This window comes from Aquisalimonas sp. (assembly GCF_007120195.1).
In the GTDB taxonomy this organism is placed as follows: domain Bacteria; phylum Pseudomonadota; class Gammaproteobacteria; order Nitrococcales; family Aquisalimonadaceae; genus Aquisalimonas.
The window spans coordinates 1-18755 of sequence record NZ_SKOG01000153.1; the positions used below are offsets into that span (position 1 = coordinate 1).

At 64.2% G+C, this 18755-nt stretch carries 15 protein-coding genes; 11 read left to right on the forward strand and 4 right to left on the reverse strand.

All coding sequences use genetic code 11. From position 1 onward, the window contains the following. On the forward strand, positions 1–605 hold a 605-nt coding region (locus QZT63_RS11540; protein ID WP_290651342.1), incomplete at its 5' end, for a hypothetical protein. Here QZT63_RS11540 and QZT63_RS11545 read toward each other — a convergent pair. The 4 genes from QZT63_RS11545 to QZT63_RS11560 all read right to left on the reverse strand — a co-directional run bounded on the left by QZT63_RS11545 (position 514) and on the right by QZT63_RS11560 (position 5711). Then, positions 514–1821 (reverse strand): 3-deoxy-D-manno-octulosonic acid transferase, encoded by a 1308-nt coding sequence (locus tag QZT63_RS11545; protein WP_290651344.1) that lies wholly within the window; start codon positions 1819–1821, stop codon positions 514–516. The two genes, QZT63_RS11540 and QZT63_RS11545, sit on opposite strands and share 92 nt — an antisense overlap. A gap of 3 nt (positions 1822–1824) precedes the next feature. Next, complete coding sequence (locus QZT63_RS11550; RefSeq protein WP_290651347.1) at positions 1825–4047, reverse strand: polysaccharide biosynthesis tyrosine autokinase; 2223 nt, start codon at positions 4045–4047, stop codon at positions 1825–1827. Positions 4048–4066: 19 nt separating this feature from the next. Beyond that, positions 4067–5158, reverse strand: coding sequence for a polysaccharide biosynthesis/export family protein (locus tag QZT63_RS11555; RefSeq protein ID WP_290651348.1), 1092 nt, complete (start codon positions 5156–5158; stop codon positions 4067–4069). A 106-nt stretch (positions 5159–5264) separates the two neighbouring features. Beyond that, the gene (locus tag QZT63_RS11560; protein WP_290651350.1) at positions 5265–5711 is read right to left on the reverse strand and encodes a low molecular weight protein-tyrosine-phosphatase; all 447 of its coding nucleotides are present in this window, start codon (positions 5709–5711) and stop codon (positions 5265–5267) included. A 216-nt stretch (positions 5712–5927) separates the two neighbouring features. Here QZT63_RS11560 and QZT63_RS11565 point away from each other — a divergent pair, with 216 nt between their 5' ends. From QZT63_RS11565 to QZT63_RS11610, 10 genes are all read left to right on the forward strand, one after another. Further along, on the forward strand, positions 5928–7895 hold the full coding sequence (locus QZT63_RS11565) for a nucleoside-diphosphate sugar epimerase/dehydratase (RefSeq protein ID WP_290651352.1): 1968 nt from the start codon (positions 5928–5930) through the stop codon (positions 7893–7895). A gap of 209 nt (positions 7896–8104) precedes the next feature. Next, complete coding sequence (locus QZT63_RS11570) at positions 8105–8863, forward strand: ElyC/SanA/YdcF family protein (RefSeq protein ID WP_290651354.1); 759 nt, start codon at positions 8105–8107, stop codon at positions 8861–8863. Between the two features lie 368 nt (positions 8864–9231). Next, complete coding sequence (locus QZT63_RS11575; protein ID WP_290651356.1) at positions 9232–10224, forward strand: SDR family oxidoreductase; 993 nt, start codon at positions 9232–9234, stop codon at positions 10222–10224. Further along, a complete protein-coding gene (locus QZT63_RS11580; RefSeq protein ID WP_290651358.1) occupies positions 10221–11228 on the forward strand; it encodes a glycosyltransferase family 4 protein in 1008 nt (335 codons plus the stop codon). Before QZT63_RS11575 ends, QZT63_RS11580 begins: the two co-directional genes overlap by 4 nt. 275 nt (positions 11229–11503) lie before the next feature. Further along, the gene (locus tag QZT63_RS11585) at positions 11504–13468 is read left to right on the forward strand and encodes a nucleoside-diphosphate sugar epimerase/dehydratase (protein WP_290651360.1); all 1965 of its coding nucleotides are present in this window, start codon (positions 11504–11506) and stop codon (positions 13466–13468) included. Positions 13469–13597: 129 nt separating this feature from the next. Then, entirely contained in the window at positions 13598–13927 is a 330-nt protein-coding gene (locus QZT63_RS11590) for a winged helix-turn-helix transcriptional regulator (protein WP_290651361.1), read from the forward strand. 124 nt (positions 13928–14051) lie between these two features. After that, on the forward strand, positions 14052–15365 hold the full coding sequence (aepX, locus tag QZT63_RS11595) for a phosphoenolpyruvate mutase (RefSeq protein WP_290651363.1): 1314 nt from the start codon (positions 14052–14054) through the stop codon (positions 15363–15365). Beyond that, a complete protein-coding gene (gene aepY / locus QZT63_RS11600; protein ID WP_290651369.1) occupies positions 15365–16504 on the forward strand; it encodes a phosphonopyruvate decarboxylase in 1140 nt (379 codons plus the stop codon). The genes aepX and aepY overlap by 1 nt, the downstream gene beginning before the upstream one ends. Next, positions 16501–17691 (forward strand): phosphonoacetaldehyde reductase, encoded by a 1191-nt coding sequence (locus tag QZT63_RS11605; protein WP_290651365.1) that lies wholly within the window; start codon positions 16501–16503, stop codon positions 17689–17691. The genes aepY and QZT63_RS11605 overlap by 4 nt, the downstream gene beginning before the upstream one ends. Before the next feature lie 33 nt (positions 17692–17724). Continuing rightward, the coding region (locus QZT63_RS11610; RefSeq protein ID WP_290651367.1) for a stealth family protein at positions 17725–18755 on the forward strand (1031 nt) is incomplete at its 3' end.

Here is an 18755-nt window from a genome sequence, read left to right on the forward strand (position 1 = left end):
CGGATGCCCGCCACCTGCGCAGCCTTGCGCCGTTGTGGCCGGATCTGGAGACCGCCGGCGAGCGCGGGTTGATTGCCGCGCCAGTGGACCTGGAGGAACAGTGGTGCAACGGCCGCCTCGTGGCCTCGCGGCTGTGGTACCGTTATGTCCCTGGGCAGACTCTGGCAGCCGCCCTTACGGGTCAGTGTTTATGTGATGGGCGGGGCTTACACCCACTGCTGGTGCGTTGCGTCGCGTTGCTGGCGGCGCTGGCCGAACAGGGGTTGGTTGTTCGCGATTTCTCCCGCGGGAATCTCATCGTGACCCCTGCTGGCGCCGTGACGCTGATTGATGTGGAAAGCGTTCGCAAGCAAGCGCCGTCGCCGGAGAATCAGGCCCGCGCCCTTGCGCGCTTGCGCCTGCCACTGAAGGCCCATTGTAACGCGCGAGACGCCTATAACACCTGTGGAACCCTGAGCATCCCGCTCGGCTGTTTACTTTTCGCCCGTTACGGGCGCGAGCCGTTGCGGGATCTCAACCAAAGCCGGCAGTGGCGAGCATGGCGTGACTGGGGGCGTCGCTGTCGTCGAACAGCGGCTGGATCGCCTGATAAACCGCCTCGATGACCTCACTCCCCTCGCCAACCAGTGACTGCGCGCGCGCTGCCATCTCCGCCGCCAGGGCGGGGAATTCGAGGAGGTGGCTCAGCGTTTGCGCGAGCTCGTGCCCATCGCCCACTTCCTGCGCCGCCTGGCGGCGCTGCAGGGTGCGATACACCTCCTCGAAGTTACTGATCTCCGGCCCGTGGACGACGGCGCAGTTCAGTTGAATCGCCTCGAAGGGGTTGTGCCCACCATGCTGGACCAGCGAGCCGCCGAGAAATGCCACGGGTGCTTCGCGATACAAAACGCCCAGCTCGCCCAGGGTGTCGACGAGATAGAGCTGGTGGTTGGCCTGCGGCAACGCACCCTGGCTGCGGCGAACGACGCGCACCCCTGCCCGGCTTGCCCGTGCGGCGAGTTCGTCTGCCCGCCAGGGATGGCGCGGTACCAGGATGGTCAATAGATCCGGGATGGCCTGCCGTATCCGGTGGTGAGCGGCCAAAATGAGGCCTTCCTCACCCGGATGGGTGCTGGCGGCCACCCAGCGGGGGCGTTCACCGAACGCCTGCCGCAGGGCGATCGCACCGTTGTCGTTGGCCAAGGGGGGCGACTGGGCCGCTTTGAGGTTGCCGACGTACTGTGCCTGTGGGGCGCCCAGTGCGCGCAGGCGGTGAGCCTGCTCCTCACTGGCGGCGAGACAGGGACGAAAGCCGGCGAGCACGCGATTGAGCGGCCAGGGACAGCGCTTCCAGCGACGCGCTGAGCGCTCGGAGATTCGGGCGTTGACCAACGCGGCCGGGATGCCGCGTTGGCGGACTTGGCGCATGAGCCCGGGCCAGAAGTCCGATTCCACCCAGACGACCTGGTTCGGGCGCCAGTGGTCGAGGAAGCGCTGCGTCCAGGGGCCATGATCCATCGGCAGGAACTGATGGATGCACCGCGCGGGCAAGTAGGGACACACGACCCGCGCCGCCGCGACGGTGCTGGTGGTGAACAGAATGTGATGGGCGTGGTCGCGCCGGATCCGCTCGAGCAACGGCAAGGCGGATAGCGCCTCACCGACGCTGACGGCGTGCATCCACAGCACGGCTCCAGGGGGTCGCTCCCGGCTCGCGAGCCCGCGCCGCTCCGCAAGGCGCAGGCGGTCCTCCCGGCCCTTGCGCGCGCGCCAGTGCAACAACAGCCGGAGCCCTGGGGAAAGCCCGTAGGTGAGACCCCGATATGCCCAGTCGATGGCCATGGCTCAGGCTTTGGCCTCGCTGCCATAGTTGTAGTCGTAGTAGTAGTACTGGTAGCTGCCGGCGGAGGTCGCGCCGGCCTGGAAGTCGTTGAGCACAAGCCCCGAGACGTTGACCGTGGCCTGCTCGAGGCGATGGACCGTTGCCTGGGTTTCGCGCTCACCGGTCACGCCGGCGCGCACCAGCAGCAGGCTGGCGCCTGCGGATGCGCCGACGATGCTGGCATCGGTGACGGCCATCACCGGTGCGGTGTCGATGATCACGATGTCGTAGGCCGCTTCGGCGTCGGCCACGAGTGTGCGAAAGCGTTCCTGCATGAGCAGCTCAGAAGGGTTCGGCGGCAGCGTCCCGGAGGTGACTGCATCGAGGCGCCCGTCCAGTAGCGAAATCTTGACCTCATCCAACGTGTGTTTGCCTGCCAGCACCTCCGAGAGGCCGGGTTCGCGCGTGCGACCTTGCAGGTAGGCATGCAGACGCCCGCGCCGCATGTCGGAATCGATGAGCAGCACGCGTTGTCCGGCTTCGGCCAGCAGCCAGGCCAGGTTAATGGACAAGAAGGTCTTGCCACTGCTTGGCGCGGGGCTGGTGATCATCAGCACCTGGCGGGTCTCGCGCATGAGGGCGAACGTCAGGCTCGTGCGCAGGCTGCGCAGGCTCTCGACCACCGGGTCGTGCGGCTTATCCCGTGCGAGCACCATGAGGGCTTCCTTGCGCGCCTTGGCCCGGCGCGCGGCGCGGCTCTGGAGCTTGCTATGGGGCACCACGGCATACACGGGTTTACCGATCTGTTGCTCCAGGGTGTCCGGGTCGTTGACGCCGCGACGCAGGAACGCGCGGCCAAATACCGCCATCACGCCCAGCATCCCGCCCAGGACCACGCTGAGCGCCAGGATCAGGCTGCGCTGCGGGCGCACCGGACTCCCGCCCACCGCGGCTTCATCGAGGATGCGCACATCACCCACGGTGCCGGCGCGAGCCACTCGCAGCTCTTGTGATGTGTTGAGCAACCCTGTGTACAGGGTCGTGGAGACTTCCATCTCGCGGCGCAGACGCAGGGCCTGTTGCTGTTTTTCGGGCAGCGCCGAGACCTGCTTTTCGATTTCCTCTTTGATTTCGTTGAGCGATTCACGGCGTTCGGCCACTGACTCCATGCGTGGATGGTCCGGGCCATACTGCAGGCGCAGCTCGGAAGTTTCCACGCGCAGCCCGGCGAGCTGCTCCTCGACTTCAACAATGCTCGCAAGCAGGGCGCGCGCGTCCTGCTCCAGGTCGACCGCCTGATGACTGCTGCGGAATTCGTTGAACTCCTGCTCCGCGAGTTGCAGTTCCCGGCGAAGCTCCGGGAGTTGCTCCTCGAGAAACTCCAGACTCCGCGTCGCCTCTTCGCTCTTGCGCTCGACGTTTTGTCGCACATACGCCTGGGTGAGTGCGTTCAGCACGTTGGCGATACGTTCAGAGTCCGCATGCTCCATGCTCAGTGACAGAATGCCGCTTTCCTGGCCTTGCTCAGAGATGGATAGGCTCCTGCGCAGGCCGTTGATGGCGTCAAGCCGTGAGACACTGCGCAATGTGAACTCGGTGCCCGGGCGTGCCGTGAGCTCACGCACGAACACGGCAAGCTGCGTCGAACCGTTGTGTTCCACCTGCAAGGGTTTATCCACGGTTCCCTCGGCCACGAACTCCCCCGTGGCGGTGCTAATACGGAAATCGTTGCCCCCCAAAGCGGTGAGGATCAGCTCTTCGTCGCGCAGTGCCGGGCCGATTTCCAGGCGGCTCAGCTCGATGGTTTCGCCGCCCCAGCCATACTTCTCGGCGCCGAATAGCGCGGGTGCCGGCTCGTCACCGCCATGCCGCCTTGCGAGGTAAGCGCCGATGACTGGAAACCGGCGGGGTTCGGCGGCGATGGTGAGGTCGAGCTGATCCACAACCGTGCCGAGCATAAGCCGCGAGCGCAGGATCTCCATCTCGGCGCTGGTCGCGCTGCCCTCCGGGGTCAGCCCCAGATCACGGAGACCCGGTATGGGATTGCGGGGGGTGTCCACCTGGAGGATGGCGTCACCGGAGTAGATGTTGGTGCTGAGGGTGGCATGGACGAAGCCGAGCAGCGCCGCCGTCAACGTGCAGGCGATAATCAGCCACTTGCCGTTGCGAAGGATATCGACGAGCTGACCGAGCTCGATCTCGTCGGCATCGCCACGCGTGTGTTGGTGTGCGGTTGAGTCTGTCATGGTGTTATGCCCGTCGCGATTAGTCACGGAGAATCCGGTCCGTCTGCCAGAGCGCCTGAATGATGGGAACGTACTGGGCGACGACGCGGTTGAAGCGCACCAGGGGCGAGGCCGAGACGAACACGACGTCCCGAGGTTGGAGTTCAAAACCGTCGGCCAGAATCAGCGCGGGCGCGCTGCGGGCGTCGAGTCGATAGACTTCCGGTCGCACGGCATGCACCGTTCCGTCAGGTTTGCGCACCGGCGTGCTGCGGATGACGTAGATTTCGGCGGTATTGGCACGGCTGAGGTCCAGCCCTTCCACTTCGGAGATGGCTTCGGCCAGTGACAGGCGGCCATCTTTCAGGGGCACGGCGATCTGGCGCTCCAGCTCCCCGACCATGAACACGCGGTTGACGCTGTTATCGGGAATGTGGAGCACGTCATTGTCGCGTAGCAGTAGATCCCCACTGCCGGTGGCGTAGAGGTTGAGAATGTCGATCTCAAACTGCTCCTCGCCCCGGGTGAGAACGGCGCGGCGCCTGTCCGCGACCTCGGAAAACCCGCTGGCCGCGTTGATGGCATCCATCACCGTCATCGGGGAGTCTTCCAGGGGAAGCGCGCCCGGATCGCGTACCTCACCGGTGATGTAGGCCCGCTTGCTGCGAAAGCCGACCACCCGCACATCGACCTGGGGCCGGGTCACAAACGGCTCCAGACCGATTTCGATGATCTTGCGGATCTCTTCGACCGATTTCCCGTCGACGTCGATGAGACCCATGTAAGGGAAAAACATGGTGCCGTCTTCGCGTACCAGACGGCCGAGTTGGTCCAACTCGGTGGTGGTGCCGGCACCGATCGGGTTGGTGAGGTCGGGATGCTCCCAGACCACCACCATAAGCAGGTCGCCGATGCCGACGCGGTATTCATAGTCATCCGTGACCTGCTCGCGACTGCGGACGTCCCCGATGTTCAGCGCTGGAGCGACACGTGGGTCCTGTGTGCGAATGACATCCGCATTGATCTCGCGGACCTCGAAGTCGAAATCAGCCGCATCGGCGCCTTCAGGGACAAAGCGGTGGTCCGGGCGGTGGTCCATGCGGATGCCGGGTACGACGGTGCATCCGGTCATTAGGGTGATAACGAGGATGAGCCAAGAGCGCCGCACCCATTGGCTTGTGCATACCTGCTTAAACATAAATCACTCTCGCAACGGTGTTAGTCCTGGTCACCAGCGGTTAGCGCAAGCACATGAGCCAGCCGTCGACGGCACGTTGGATCAGTTCTCTGGAGGCCCGGAACTCGTCTTCCGGTCGCTTGTATGGGTCGGGAATGTCGCGTCCCTCCCAATGTCCAATGCGAAATATGCGCCCCCGGAGCGCTGGATACGTTGTCTCAATCCATTCCTGCTGTGTGCCATCCATGGTGAGCACCAGGTCGAACTCCCGCGCCAGGGCGAGGTCCAGTTGCCGTGCCTTGTGTGCCCGCAGGTCGTAGCCCCATTCCTCCATGACCTTGATCGCTTTGTCATCGGCGCCGTGGTTCACCAGGGCACCGATGCCGGCGGATTCAACTCGGTAATCGCCCTCGACCGGAAGCGCATGACGCAACAGGCACTCGCCCATGGGGCTGCGGCAGATGTTGCCGGTGCAAACGACAAGCACGCGCTTCAAGTCGAGTTTCATGACGTCGCAATCCATTCATCGTCTCGGATGGAAACGTTGTAGCGGCGGGATACTAGCAGGCGCCTGGGGCCGGATCAGTAACGCGATCACGAATTTGCGACGCGCTGCACAATCCCGATGATGTGTTGTTGAATCAGGCGTGCCGCCGCGGTTCACTCCACCGAGTCCGGTAGGATGCTCCGGACCCTGAAAGGAGAAACCAGGGTGATATTCACAATGTTCAATCAACTGTTCACCCGCCTGATACACCTCCCTCGCCCGGTCAAGCAGGGCGTGATGGTCGCCGCCGATCTGGTGTTGCTTGGGCTGGTGATCTGGGCGGCATTCGCGATGCGAGTGGGCGAGGGCTTCTCGCCACTTATCGTTGAACACTGGTGGCTGCTGGTCGTGCTACCGGTGCTGAGCATCCCGATCTTCTACGCGGTGCGCCTTTATAACGCCGTCGTGCGTTTCATGGGACCGCGGGAGGTCCTTGCCGTGGTCTACGCCGTGACGCTGTCCACGGTGTTGTTTGTGGCGGTGGTGGCGGTTGCTCAATTGGAGGCCGTGCCGCGCACGACGGTGCTCATCTACTGGCTGATGGGGCTGTTGGCGATTGGAGGCAGCCGGGTTATCGCGCGTGCCTGGATCCTCCATTCCGGCGTGAAGCAAAAGGCGGAGCGTGCACCGGTGGCGATTTACGGCGCGGGTAAGGCTGGCGTGCAGTTGGCGAGTTCCCTGCTCACCACCCGCGAGCACGAGCCAGTCGCGTTTCTGGATGATGATCCGTCCGTGCAAGGCGCGGCGATTCGCGGTATCCCGGTGTTGGCGCCGGAGGAGATCGATACACTCATCAGCAAGGACGGCGTCAAGCAATTGCTCCTGGCGATGCCGTCCGCGCCGCGCTCACGACGGCGTGAGATCGTCAAGTGGCTGGAGCCCTATCCGGTACATATCCGCACTATCCCGGGGATGCCCGACCTCGTGTCCGGGGCCGCGCGGCTGCAGGATATCCGGGAGGTGGAGATCGAAGACCTGCTTGGTCGTGATGCCGTGGCGCCGAATGAGCAGCTGCTGCACCGTTGTATTCGAGACCGGGTAGTCATGGTCACCGGAGGCGGTGGCTCGATCGGCTCGGAGCTGTGCCGGCAGATTCTGCTGAACGAACCGCGAAAGCTGATTGTCTTTGAGCAGTCCGAGATCGCGTTGTATGCCATCGGGCAGGAACTGCGCGCCGTGATCCGCGCAAAGAACCTGGGGTGTGAGCTCGTGTGCATGCTGGGCTCGGTCGTCCATCGGCGTCGGGTTGAGCGGGTGATGGCGGGGTTCGGGGTGGAGACGGTCTACCACGCCGCGGCCTACAAGCACGTCCCCATTGTGGAAGAAAACGTCCTGGAGGGGGTGCAGAACAACATCTTTGGCACCTACCGGGCTGCTGTCGCGGCCGAGCGCGCTGGTGTGAAGTGGTTCGTTCTGGTCTCCACCGACAAGGCCGTTCGCCCCACCAACGTGATGGGCGCCACCAAACGGTTCTCCGAGCTGGTGCTGCAGGCCCTGGCAGGGCGGTCCAGCGCCACCTGTTATGCGATGGTGCGTTTCGGCAATGTGCTGGGCTCCTCGGGCTCGGTCGTGCCGCTGTTCCGCGAGCAGATCAAGGCGGAGGGGCCGGTGACGGTCACGCACCCGGACGTGACCCGGTATTTCATGACGATCCCGGAGGCGGCGAGCCTGGTGATTCAGGCCGGCTCCATGGCCCGCGGGGGCGAGGTGTTCGTGCTGGACATGGGCGACCCGGTGCGCATCCATGACCTGGCACGGCGTATGATCCACCTCTCCGGCTGCACAGTGGCGGACGAGAAGGCGCCGGATGGCGATATCCGCATTGAGTTCACCGGGTTGCGGCCTGGGGAGAAACTCTATGAAGAGTTGCTGCTCGGTGAAAACGTCTCCCGTACCGACCACCCGATGATCATGCGCGCCAGTGAGAGCCATTTGGACTGGCATGCCCTGCAGGCACGCATCGAGCGCCTTGACGCGGCCTGCCGCGTCCACGACTGCGAGGCGGCCGTGGACGTCCTGCGCGACTGCGTTGATGGGTACGCGAGCGAGGCGGAATCGAGTGATCTGTTGCGTGCCAATGCGCTGCATTCAAGCGGCCGGAACGTGGTGTTCCTCGAGGGAAAGGCGGCTGCCTCGTCGCATTGAGAGGCCAAGGGATGGTGCGGGCGAGCGTAGGCAGCCCGCGCTCTCGCTGCGGGAAGGCCACGCGCGGGGCCACGCACACCTCTCGCCGATTGATGCCCCGCGATCTTCTTTGATCAACTAACGTGATGAGCACGCCGGTGCCGAGGGTGTGCCGCCGTTCCTGTGCTGAAGGGAGTCTCGGGGGATGAGGGCTTGAGCAGGTGGATGCAATGGCCATTTTGAAGGGGCTGGTTGCGACGTTCGTAATGCCATTGCCGTTCGCCTTGCTCCTGACCATGATCGGGTTGGCGGCGTTGGGGCGCGGTTATCGCCGCGCCGGGCTCGGCAGCGTAATCACAGGCGCCCTGGTGGTGTTCCTTGCCTCGTGGGGGCCGGTGGCCGATGGGCTGCTTGGCCCACTGGAGCGCCAGCATCCGCCCGTGGTGGCAGTCTCTGATAATTCGCAAACGCGTGCGGTGGTGGTGCTCGGTGGCGGGTGGTACCCGGAGGCACCGTGGCCGGTCACCTCGCAGATCAACGACAGCGCAGTGGTGCGATTGATGGAGGGGATTCGGCTTTACCGGGCAGTGCCCGGGGCCCGCCTGATCGCGACAGGCGGCAATCGCCGCGGCGGTGACCCGGCGGCTTGGGGTTATGCGCAAGCGGCGATGCAGCTGGGCGTGCCGGAGGGCGATATTGTCACGCTCGATACGCCCGAGGACACCGCCCAGGAGGCGGCTGCCGTGCGTGACCTTCTGGGCGCCGGGGAGGGCTTCTACCTTGTAACCTCGGCCTCGCATATGTACCGGGCTGTGCGGCACTTTCACACCGTCGGCCTTGAGCCCACGCCGGCACCCACCCGGCACAAGACGGCCCGCGAGACACCCGATCGGCTCGGCTACTGGGTGCCAAAGGCCCAACATCTGCGCAAGACCGAACGCGCCTTGTATGAATACATGGGGCTGCTGTCCCAGAGTTTGGATCACTGACCGCGCCTGTCCGGCCGCGCAGCGGTGTTACGCCTCTTGCCAAGGGCGACGGCTATTGGCTGCGAGCAGCCCCTTGCTCCACGGCCGGACAGGCAGCTCAAAAGGCAACGCGTTTCGGTTACAGGACACTGGTGGCGCCACGGCAGGCTGCCTCCCGAGAAAATGTTGCAATTACCGCGTGTCTGCGTTTCAATTCCGCGCCATGTTCAAGTGCTGAACTTCGGACTGGTTGCGGGACGTGCTTGCCAATGGGGGGCACCAGTCCGGGCGGTAGCGTGCACGGCCACTGGGTGCGTGCGCGGAATTGCCTTTCTTTTCAACCGGGTATACGCCAAGCCCAGGACAACAACGTGACGCGCGGGTAATCGATGGATCCGGCCCCGAACACACCGCCGGCGACGGTGCTCATTACCGGTGCCAACGGCTTCATCGGCAGCGCCCTGGGCGATGCCTTGCAGCGGCGCGGCCACGCCGTCGTGCGGGCTGTGCGCACCCCCCGCGGCAGCGGATGCGTGAGCGTCGGCGACATTGGCCCGGATACAGACTGGACTCCGGCGTTACGAGGCGTCGACCACGTCATACACACCGCCGCTCGGGTCCACGTCATCGAGGACCACGCCACGCACCCGGAGGCCGCCTACCGCGCCGTGAATGTGGACGGTACGCGCCGCCTCGCGGAGCAGGCGGCCGCTGCCGGCGTGCAGCGGCTGGTGTTCCTCAGCTCCATCAAGGTCAATGGCGAAACCACGGGTGTGGACGCCGCCACCGCCTTTACGGCGTTTGACGCGCCCAACCCGGCGGATGCCTATGCGCGCTCCAAATGGGCGGCGGAGCAGGCACTGCATGACGTCGCCGCCCGCACCGAGCTACAAGTCACCGTTGTCCGCCCCCCGCTGGTGTATGGCCCGGGGGTTCAGGCGAATTTCGCACGGCTGGTGCGGCTCGTGGCGCGTGGCCTGCCGCTGCCGCTGGGCGCGGTGGACAATCGCCGCAGCCTCGCCGCGCTCGATAACCTCGTTGATTTGCTCATTCGCTGCCTGGACCACCCTTCGGCAGCAGGGCAGACGTTCCTTGCCTCGGACGGGCAGGACCTCGCCACGCCGGAGTTGATCTGCCTGATCGCCCGGGCCATGGATCGCCCGGCGCGATTGCTTCCCATGCCGCCGGCGATGCTGCGATGGGGTGGGGCGCTGACAGGCAAGTCTGCCGTGGTTGCGCGACTGCTCGATTCCCTGCGCATCGATCTGGCTCACACGCGCAGCACCCTGGACTGGGCGCCTCCCGTGTCCCCGCGCGAGGCCATCCACCGGGCCGTGCAACCCATGCCGCAGACTGCGCGCGCATCGAAAAGCCGGGCATGACCGCGGCGCTGCTCCTGTTGCTCGTGGTTGTGGCGTCGTGGCTTATCACAGGCGCCATGCGCCGTTATGCGTTGCACCGCGGCCTACTGGACGTTCCCAACGAGCGCAGCTCGCATGTGACGCCAACCCCCAGTCTCGGCGGCGTGGCAATCGTCGCCGTGTGCCTGGTGGGGCTTGGCACGGCGGGCGTCCTGGGAGCCATTCCCGCCCACGGCGCCATGGCCCTGGTGGGTGGCGGTGTGCTGGTGGCGGGCGTCGGTTTGCTGGACGATTACGCGCCTGTCGCCGCCCCCTGGCGGTTGCTCGCGCACCTCGGCGCAGCGGTGTGGGTGCTCGCCTGGGTGGGCGCGCTGCCACCGTTGCCAGTGCTCGGGGGGGAGCTCGGCCCGCCCTGGCTCGTGATGCTGCTGCTTTTGCTCGGTATCACCTGGCTCATTAACCTCTACAACTTCATGGACGGCATTGATGCCCTGGCGGCCATCGAGGCGCTGACCGTGGGGGTAACGGCCGCCGGGCTGCTCTGGCTCGCCGGAGCGTCCGGGCTGGCGCTGGTCACCGGCTTCTACGCCGCCGCGGCCTTCGGGTTTCTGCTCTGGAACGCCCCGCCGGCGCACATTTTCATGGGGGATGCCGGCAGCGGATTCCTCGGTGTCTCCTTCGGCGCCTTGGCAATCCTCTCCCATGCGCTGGATGCACTGGTGCTGTGGGCCTGGTTGATCCTGCTCGGCGTATTCGTGGTGGATGCCACCTTCACCCTGGTCCGGCGCATGGTCACCGGGCAGCGGTGGCATCAGGCGCACCGAATCCACGCCTATCAGCACGCCGCGCGCCTGTATGGGCACGGTCCAGTGAGCTGCGCGGTGGCCGTCATCAATCTCGTCTGGCTGGCACCCCTGGCAGCTGTGGCCTCGCTCGCCCCGCAATGGGGGCTGCCGCTGCTCCTGCTCGGTTGGGCGCCGCTTGTGGTGCTCGCCGTGTGCTATCGCGCGGGTCGCCCCGTGTAGGGCGGCAAACCAGGGGTTGGAGTGCCGAGTGTCGTCTGAGGGGAACAGTGAAATGCGGTGAAACAGAAGCCTACGAGAACTTTTTCAAGAAGTTTTTGTGACACAATTACGTCACACTGTCGTCACCGTCTTTAGTTGCCACCGTTCTCTAAGTAGCCACCACAAGCTGATTTGGACATGAAAGACCAAGTGCCCGTGCAACGATTGATCGCCTGTGAGAGCCCGCTCAGCGGAATCCCGGGAAGGCACCACACCAGTCGTGTGGCGGTGCTCCCATGCTAGAGCAGCTCTTGCGCCGTTTGTTGCACCTCTCCAGGCCGTGCAAGTGTGGGCTCATGATGGCGGCCGACGCACTGCTGCTCGTGTTGGTGGTGTGGGGCGCGTTCTCGCTGCGGATGAGCGACCCGCTCGCGCAGCGGATGGTCGATCACTGGTGGTTGCTGGTGGTACTGCCGCTCGTCAGCCTACCGCTTTTCTATGCCGTCGGACTGTATCGTATTGTCCTGCGCTACATGGGGCCGCAGGCGGTACTGGCGGTGTTCTATGGGGTCACCCTGTCCACGCTCGCCTTCATCGCCATTGTCGCCATCGGCCGATTTGATGGCGTACCACGTACGACCATCATTATTTACTGGCTGCTCGGCCTGCTGATGATCGGCGGCACGCGGATTGCGGCGCGCGCCTGGTTCCAGAGCGCCATCAAGCACAGCGCGGTACGGGAGCCAGTCGCGATCTACGGCGCCGGCGCAGCGGGTATCCAGCTCGCCACCTCGCTGCTGGCCACACGCGAGCACGAGCCCGTCGCGTTCCTGGACGATGACGTCACGCTCCACGGTGGCAAACTGAACGGTATCCCGGTCTTCTCGCCGAAGAAACTCGGCCGCCTGGTGAAGCGCGACGGGGTGAAACAGGTACTTCTGGCCATTCCGTCAGCCTCGCGGGCACGCCGCCGGGAAATCGTGCAGAAGCTGGAGCCCTATCAGGTGCATATCCAGACGATTCCCGGCCTTGCGGACATTGTCTCCGGCTCCGCTCGGGTGCAGGACATCCGCGAAGTGGAGATCGATGATCTCCTGGGGCGGGACTCGATCGCGCCGGAGGACTCCCTGCTGGACCACTGCATCGCTGACCGAGTCGTCATGGTGACCGGCGCTGGTGGCTCGATTGGGTCCGAGCTCTGCCGTCAGATCCTGGCCCGCCGCCCGCGCACGCTGATCCTCTTCGACCAGTCGGAATTCGCACTCTACCGGATCGAGTACGAGCTCCGGGCCGTCGCCCAAGCCGAGGGCCAGGGTACGCAGATCGTCAGCCTGCTGGGCTCCGTCACCCATCAGCGCCGCGTGCTGCGCACCATGGCGAGCTACCGTGTGGAGACGGTCTATCACGCTGCCGCCTACAAGCATGTGCCGATTGTCGAGGAGAACGCCCTGGAAGGCATCCAGAACAACATCTTCGGCACACTGCGCTGCGCCAAGGCGGCGCACGAGGCCCGCGTCAAATGGTTCATCTTCGTGTCCACGGACAAGGCCGTGCGCCCCACCAACGTCATGGGGGCGAGCAAACGGTTTGCCGAAATGGTGCTGCAGTCGCTGGCTGCGGGCTCCAGCAAGACCTGCTTCGCCATGGTGCGCTTTGGCAACGTGCTGGATTCCTCGGGCTCTGTTGTGCCTTTGTTCCGTCAGCAGATCCGAAGCGGCGGCCCAGTCACGGTTACGCACCAGGAGGTCACGCGTTTTTTCATGACCATCCCGGAGGCCGCCAGCCTGGTGATCCAGGCCGGCTCCATGGCCGAAGGCGGGGATGTGTTCGTGCTGGACATGGGCGAGCCGGTGCGCATCATGGAGCTCGCCCGGCGCATGATTCACCTGAGCGGCTATGAAGTACTCGACAACGACAACCCCGACGGTGACATCCAGATCGCCTGCACCGGCCTGCGCGCCGGGGAAAAGCTCCACGAAGAGCTCCTGCTCGGGGAGAATGTCTCCGGGACCAAGCACCCGATGATCCTGCGGGCCAACGAGCAGGCGCTCGACTGGGGTGAGCTCAGCCAGTGGCTCAAGCGCCTGGATGACGCCTGCCACACGTACGACTGCGCACTGGCGCGCGGTGTCCTGTGCGAATCCGTTCAAGGCTATCAGGCTGAAGGCCAGCCCAGGGACCTGCTCTGGCGCATGGACGACCTGCGTGATTCCCGCCTGGCCCAGATCGCCCCCGGGAAAGCCGAGACCAGCGCACACTGAATTGATCGTATCCCCGTGGCTCATGACGCTGGATCATGGCCGCCCAACGGGGTCTTGGCGATTGCATCCAGTCGGCGTATCGGGTTGAACGCGCCAGCGTTCACTCGCTGAACATCATTTGGAGCAACCGTGGCCCCGGAAGAACTTCGCTATGCGCTGCTAAAGGCCATTGAGACCGAGCCCGAGACGAATCAGCGCAGCCTGTCTGCGGAACTCGGTGTCAGCGTTGGGCGTGTGAACGCGGGGCTGCGGCAACTGGTGGACTGCGGGCTTCTCGTGATCACGGAACGCGGCCCGGGCCGGGCGCAGCGCTATGACATCAGCCCTTTGGGGCGAGCGGAACAAACCGTGCTTGCCCGCGTATTTATCAAACGCAAGCAGGATCAGCGCGAGCAGCTTCGACGCGAGATTGAGGCGCTTCGTGCGGATCTGGCGACCAACAAGCAACAGATGGGTTAGCGCCAGCACGGTTGCGTGCTGAGGTGTACGCCCGTAGGGCAGTATCACGGCGCCAATGGGGAGCCTCACCCCAGGCGGTAGCGTGAGCATATGACAGTCACCATGGACCCAAAGGTAGAAAACATTGAATCATGAGCAACCCGTAGTCTACGTCGGCATGAGTGCCGACCTGGTGCACCCAGGCCACCTCAACATCCTGCGCGAGGCGCGCAAGCTGGGCCGCGTCGTGGTCGGTCTGCTCACCGATCGCGCCATCGCGAGCTACAAGCGCCTGCCCCATATGACCTTCGATCAGCGCAAGGAGGTGGTGGAGAACCTCAAGGGCGTCGATGAAGTGGTGGCCCAGGAGCAGCTGGATTATGTGCCGAATCTCCGGGCCCTGAGGCCGCAGTATGTGGTGCACGGTGATGACTGGCGTCAGGGCGTGCAAAAGCAGACCCGGCAGAATGTCATCGAGGCCCTTGCGGAGTGGGGCGGTGAGCTGGTGGAAGTCCCCTATACGCCGGACGTCTCGTCGACACAACTGAACTCCCGCGTGAAGAGCACCGGAACCACCCCGGGACAGCGCTTGAGCCTGCTGCGCCGGTTGATCGATGCAAAGCCGATGGTGCGCCTGATGGAGGCGCACAACGGACTCACCGGACTGATCGTCGAGTCGCTCAAGGAAGAGCGGGCGGGCAAGCGCCTTGAGTTCGACGGCATGTGGCTCTCCAGCCTCACGGATTCCACGGCCAAGGGCAAACCCGACATCGAAGCGGTGGATGTCACCTCGCGCATGCAAACGCTCAATGACATCGTCGAGGTCACCACCAAACCCATACTCTATGACGCCGATACCGGCGGTCGTCCGGAGCACTTTGCGTTCACGGTGCGAACCCTGGAGCGCTTCGGGATCTCCGGCGCCGTGATCGAGGACAAAGTCGGCCCCAAAAAGAATTCGCTTTTCGGCACCGATGTGGCGCAGACCCAGGCCACCCTGGAGGAAATGAGCGAAAAGATCCGGGTCGGCAACCGGGCCAAGGTCACGGGCGATTTCATGATCATCGCGCGCATCGAAAGCCTGATCCTGGAGAAAGGCCTGGAGGATGCGTTGGCGCGCGCCCGTGCCTATATCGATGCGGGTGCCGACGGCATCATGATCCACAGCCGCCAGAAGAGCGTCAACGAAATCGCCGGCTTCTGCCGGGAGTACCAGCGCTTTCACACGCGGGTGCCGCTGGTCGCGGTGCCCTCAAGCTACAACAACACCTACGATCATGAACTGCAGGAATTGGGTGTCGACGTGGTCATCTACGCCAACCAGCTCCTGCGCAGCGCCTATCCGGCGATGGTGAATACGGCGCGCTCCATTCTCACGCACGGCCGCTCGAAGGAGGCCGACGACCAGCTGCTGTCTATCAAGGATGTGCTCACACTCATCCCTGAGGGGGACTGGTGATGATCTCGCCGAAGGCGTTCTACGAGACGCTCACGGAAGCGGGCGTGAATTTTGCCGTTGGCGTACCGGACTCGCTGCTCAAGGAGTTCTGCGCATACGTGGATGCCGCCTTACCGCGGGACCGCCACCTCATCTCGGCCAACGAAGGCAGCGCTGTGGCGATCGCAACGGGCGTGCAGCTGGCCACCGGCGGGGTGCCGCTGGTCTATCTGCAGAACTCCGGCCTGGGCAATACCATCAATCCGTTGCTTTCGCTGGCGGATCCGGAAGTCTATAGCGTGCCGATGGTGCTGCTCATCGGCTGGCGGGGCAAGCCGGGCGTGAAGGATGAGCCCCAGCATGTGAAGCAGGGGCGCGTCACCACGGCCATGCTCGAGGCCATGGAAATCCCCTGGCGGGCCCTGGATGGCGAGCCCGAAGCAGCGGACGAAAACGGTCGCTGGGCCGTCGCCGAGGCGCGCCGCCTTGGCGGGCCCGTGGTGCTGCTCGCGCGCAAAGGGGCCTTTGGTACGGCCGAGGAGAAACGCATACCGAGCGCGCGGGGCGACGGCCTGCTGACCCGCGAGGCGGCGATCGAGGCCGTCACGGCGAGCTTGCCGGAGACCGTGACGGTGGTGTCCACCACCGGCCACATCTCCCGCGAGCTCTATGAGCAGCGGGTCAACGCGCAGCAGGACCGCTCCAGTGATTTTCTCACCGTCGGCTCCATGGGGCACTCTTCCCAGATCGCGCTTGGGATTGCCCTCACCAGGCGTGACCATCCCGTGGTTTGCCTGGATGGCGACGGTGCTGCGCTGATGCACATGGGCGGGCTCGCCACCATCGGCACCAGCGATGCGAGCGGTTACGTGCATGTGGTGCTCAACAACGGCGTTCATGGTTCCGTCGGTGGACAGCCGACGGTTGGATTCGATGTGAGCCTGACGGGCGTCGCCCGCGCATCGGGTTACCCTGTCGTGCGCGGCCCCGTGACGGACGCCGGCGCTATCCGCGAGACCATCGCCGCCGCGCTGGAACAGCGCGGCCCGGCCTTCGTGGAGATCCACGTCCAGCCCGGGGCCCGGGATGATCTGGGACGGCCGAAAGAAACCCCGGCCGAAAACAAGCGCATGTTCGTTGAAAGGCTGCGCAGCCAATGAATTCGACCAAGCCTTTTTCTCCGTTTACCCTGGAGAAATCATGGGGCTTCCACAACCCGGTCAAGGTGAGCTTTGGCCGCGGTGTCCGGCAAAACCTTGCGCAAGAGTTCGCGGGCAAGACTTGCCTGATCGTGACGACACAGCGCGGGCGCCGGCAGCTCACTGACGACTACCTGCTCGGGGCGTTCGCGGCCGATGAGGAACACATCTGGGTCGATACTGTCACCGAGAACCCCGGGCTTCTCGCCCTCGAGACGACTGTTGAGGCGCTGCGCAACCAGCGGTTCGATGCCATAGTCGCCTTTGGCGGCGGGAGTTCCATCGACTCCGCCAAGGTGCTCGCGATCGCCCTGTCGAGTCAGTGCGCGGGGAGAGCGCTGCGGGATCTTCTGGCCCACCCCGAGCTGCATCACGGCGCCCAAACCAGGCCACTGTACGCGGTTCCGACCACGGCGGGCACCGGCAGTGAGGTGACCCCCTTTGCCACCGTTTGGGACCACGAGAAGCGCAAGAAGCATTCATTGGCCGGACCCGCGGTTTTCCCCTACGCCGCCTATGTGGATCCCGCACTCACGGATACCGCGCCCGAAGCGATCACGCTCTCCACGGGGCTGGACGCGATCAACCAGGCGGCGGAATCCATCTGGAACAACAATGCGACGCCCATCACGCTGGAACTCGCGACGCGGGCGCTGCAGCTGGGCTTTGGCGTCCTTCCAGGGCTTGTAGCCGGGGAAGACGGCGGGCTGCGGGCCCGGGATCAGATGGCTGAGTGCAGCCTGCTGGCGGGCCTTGCCATTAGCCAGACGCGCACCGCGCTGTGCCATTCGATGTCCTACCCCATCACGGCACACTTCGGCGTGCCGCACGGGCTGGCGTGCGCATACACGATGCCAGCGGTGTTAGAGCACAACCTCGCGGCAGATGACGGCCGATTCATCAACCTCGCCGCAAGAATGGCGAACGGGAATGAGGCCCACGAGTCATTGATGGCCCGCTTCAGTGAGTTGAATGATCGCCTCGGTGTCGCGGCGCGGATCCGGCAGTATGTGTCAGCGGCGGATGACCTTCAGGCTCTAACGGCAGACATGGTCACGCCCGGACGGGTGGATAACAACCTCGCTCCGGTTACTCCGCACGATATCCGGCGGGTCCTCCGGCGGGCGTCCGCCTCATCTCTGCAATGACCACCTTTTACCGTGTGTAGCTCGAAGTAACCCATGCTATTTAAACTCGCGTACGGCCTCTACAAACGAACACTGACGCTGCTGGAGCGAATCGCTCCCGTGGAGCCGACTCCACTATCATCCCAGCAGCCTCTGACAGGCAATGATCTGGCGCGTAAGAACCGTGAAGCCGTCGAATCCGTCCTCGATACCGCAGGGGTCAAACCCGTCTATCGGCAGCACCTCGGCGAGCGAACCAAGATTTTCGCCGATCACCGGCAGGCGCAGGCACTCATCCGTCAGCTGCCTCAATGCATTAAAGAGGGTGTGGTTGTCGAGGCGACTGTATTCGTTATGGGGCGACGACGCAGTGTGCCAGCACGTTCCATCCCTGTGGCGTGGCTGGTGAGGCTCTTTGTACCACTCAGTCGGCTTGACGAACTGACGTATTACCGCCTGTTCGGTACCAGAAGGGATGCAAAACGTTACGGTAAAGGGTTTGCATGTCGTATACGCCTCGTTACCCGTGCGGCGGACTGGTGGATTAATCCCTGGTCGGATGTGGCGAGCTCTCCGGTCCAACAGGAAGCCATCAGGCGGTTAGAGGCTCCCTCTGTTACGGACGTAACCTTTCCCATCGACCTCGTTTATACCTGGGTTGACGGTGCTGACCCCGACTGGGCCGACCGTAAGGACGCCGCCCTGCGCACGCTAGGTTATGACGTGCCCCATCGCTCCGCAAACCGCTCCCGCTGGGAAAACCGGAACGAACTTTTGTACTCCCTTCGATCCGTGGCCATGTTCGCGCCCTGGGTCCGCAATATCTTCATTGTGACCGACCAGCAAAGTCCGTCTTGGTTGAACCAGGCCGGTAACTCTCGGGTCCGCATAGTGGACCACAGTGAACTATTCCAGGCGAGTGCAGCATTGCCGACCTTCAACAGCCATGCCATAGAGTCTGTCCTGCACAGGATCGACGGACTCTCCGAGCATTTTATCTACATGAACGACGATTTCTTCTTCGGTGCTCCATCCCAGCCGGAGGACTTCTTCACTGCAACCGGGCAGACCAAGGTGTTCTACAG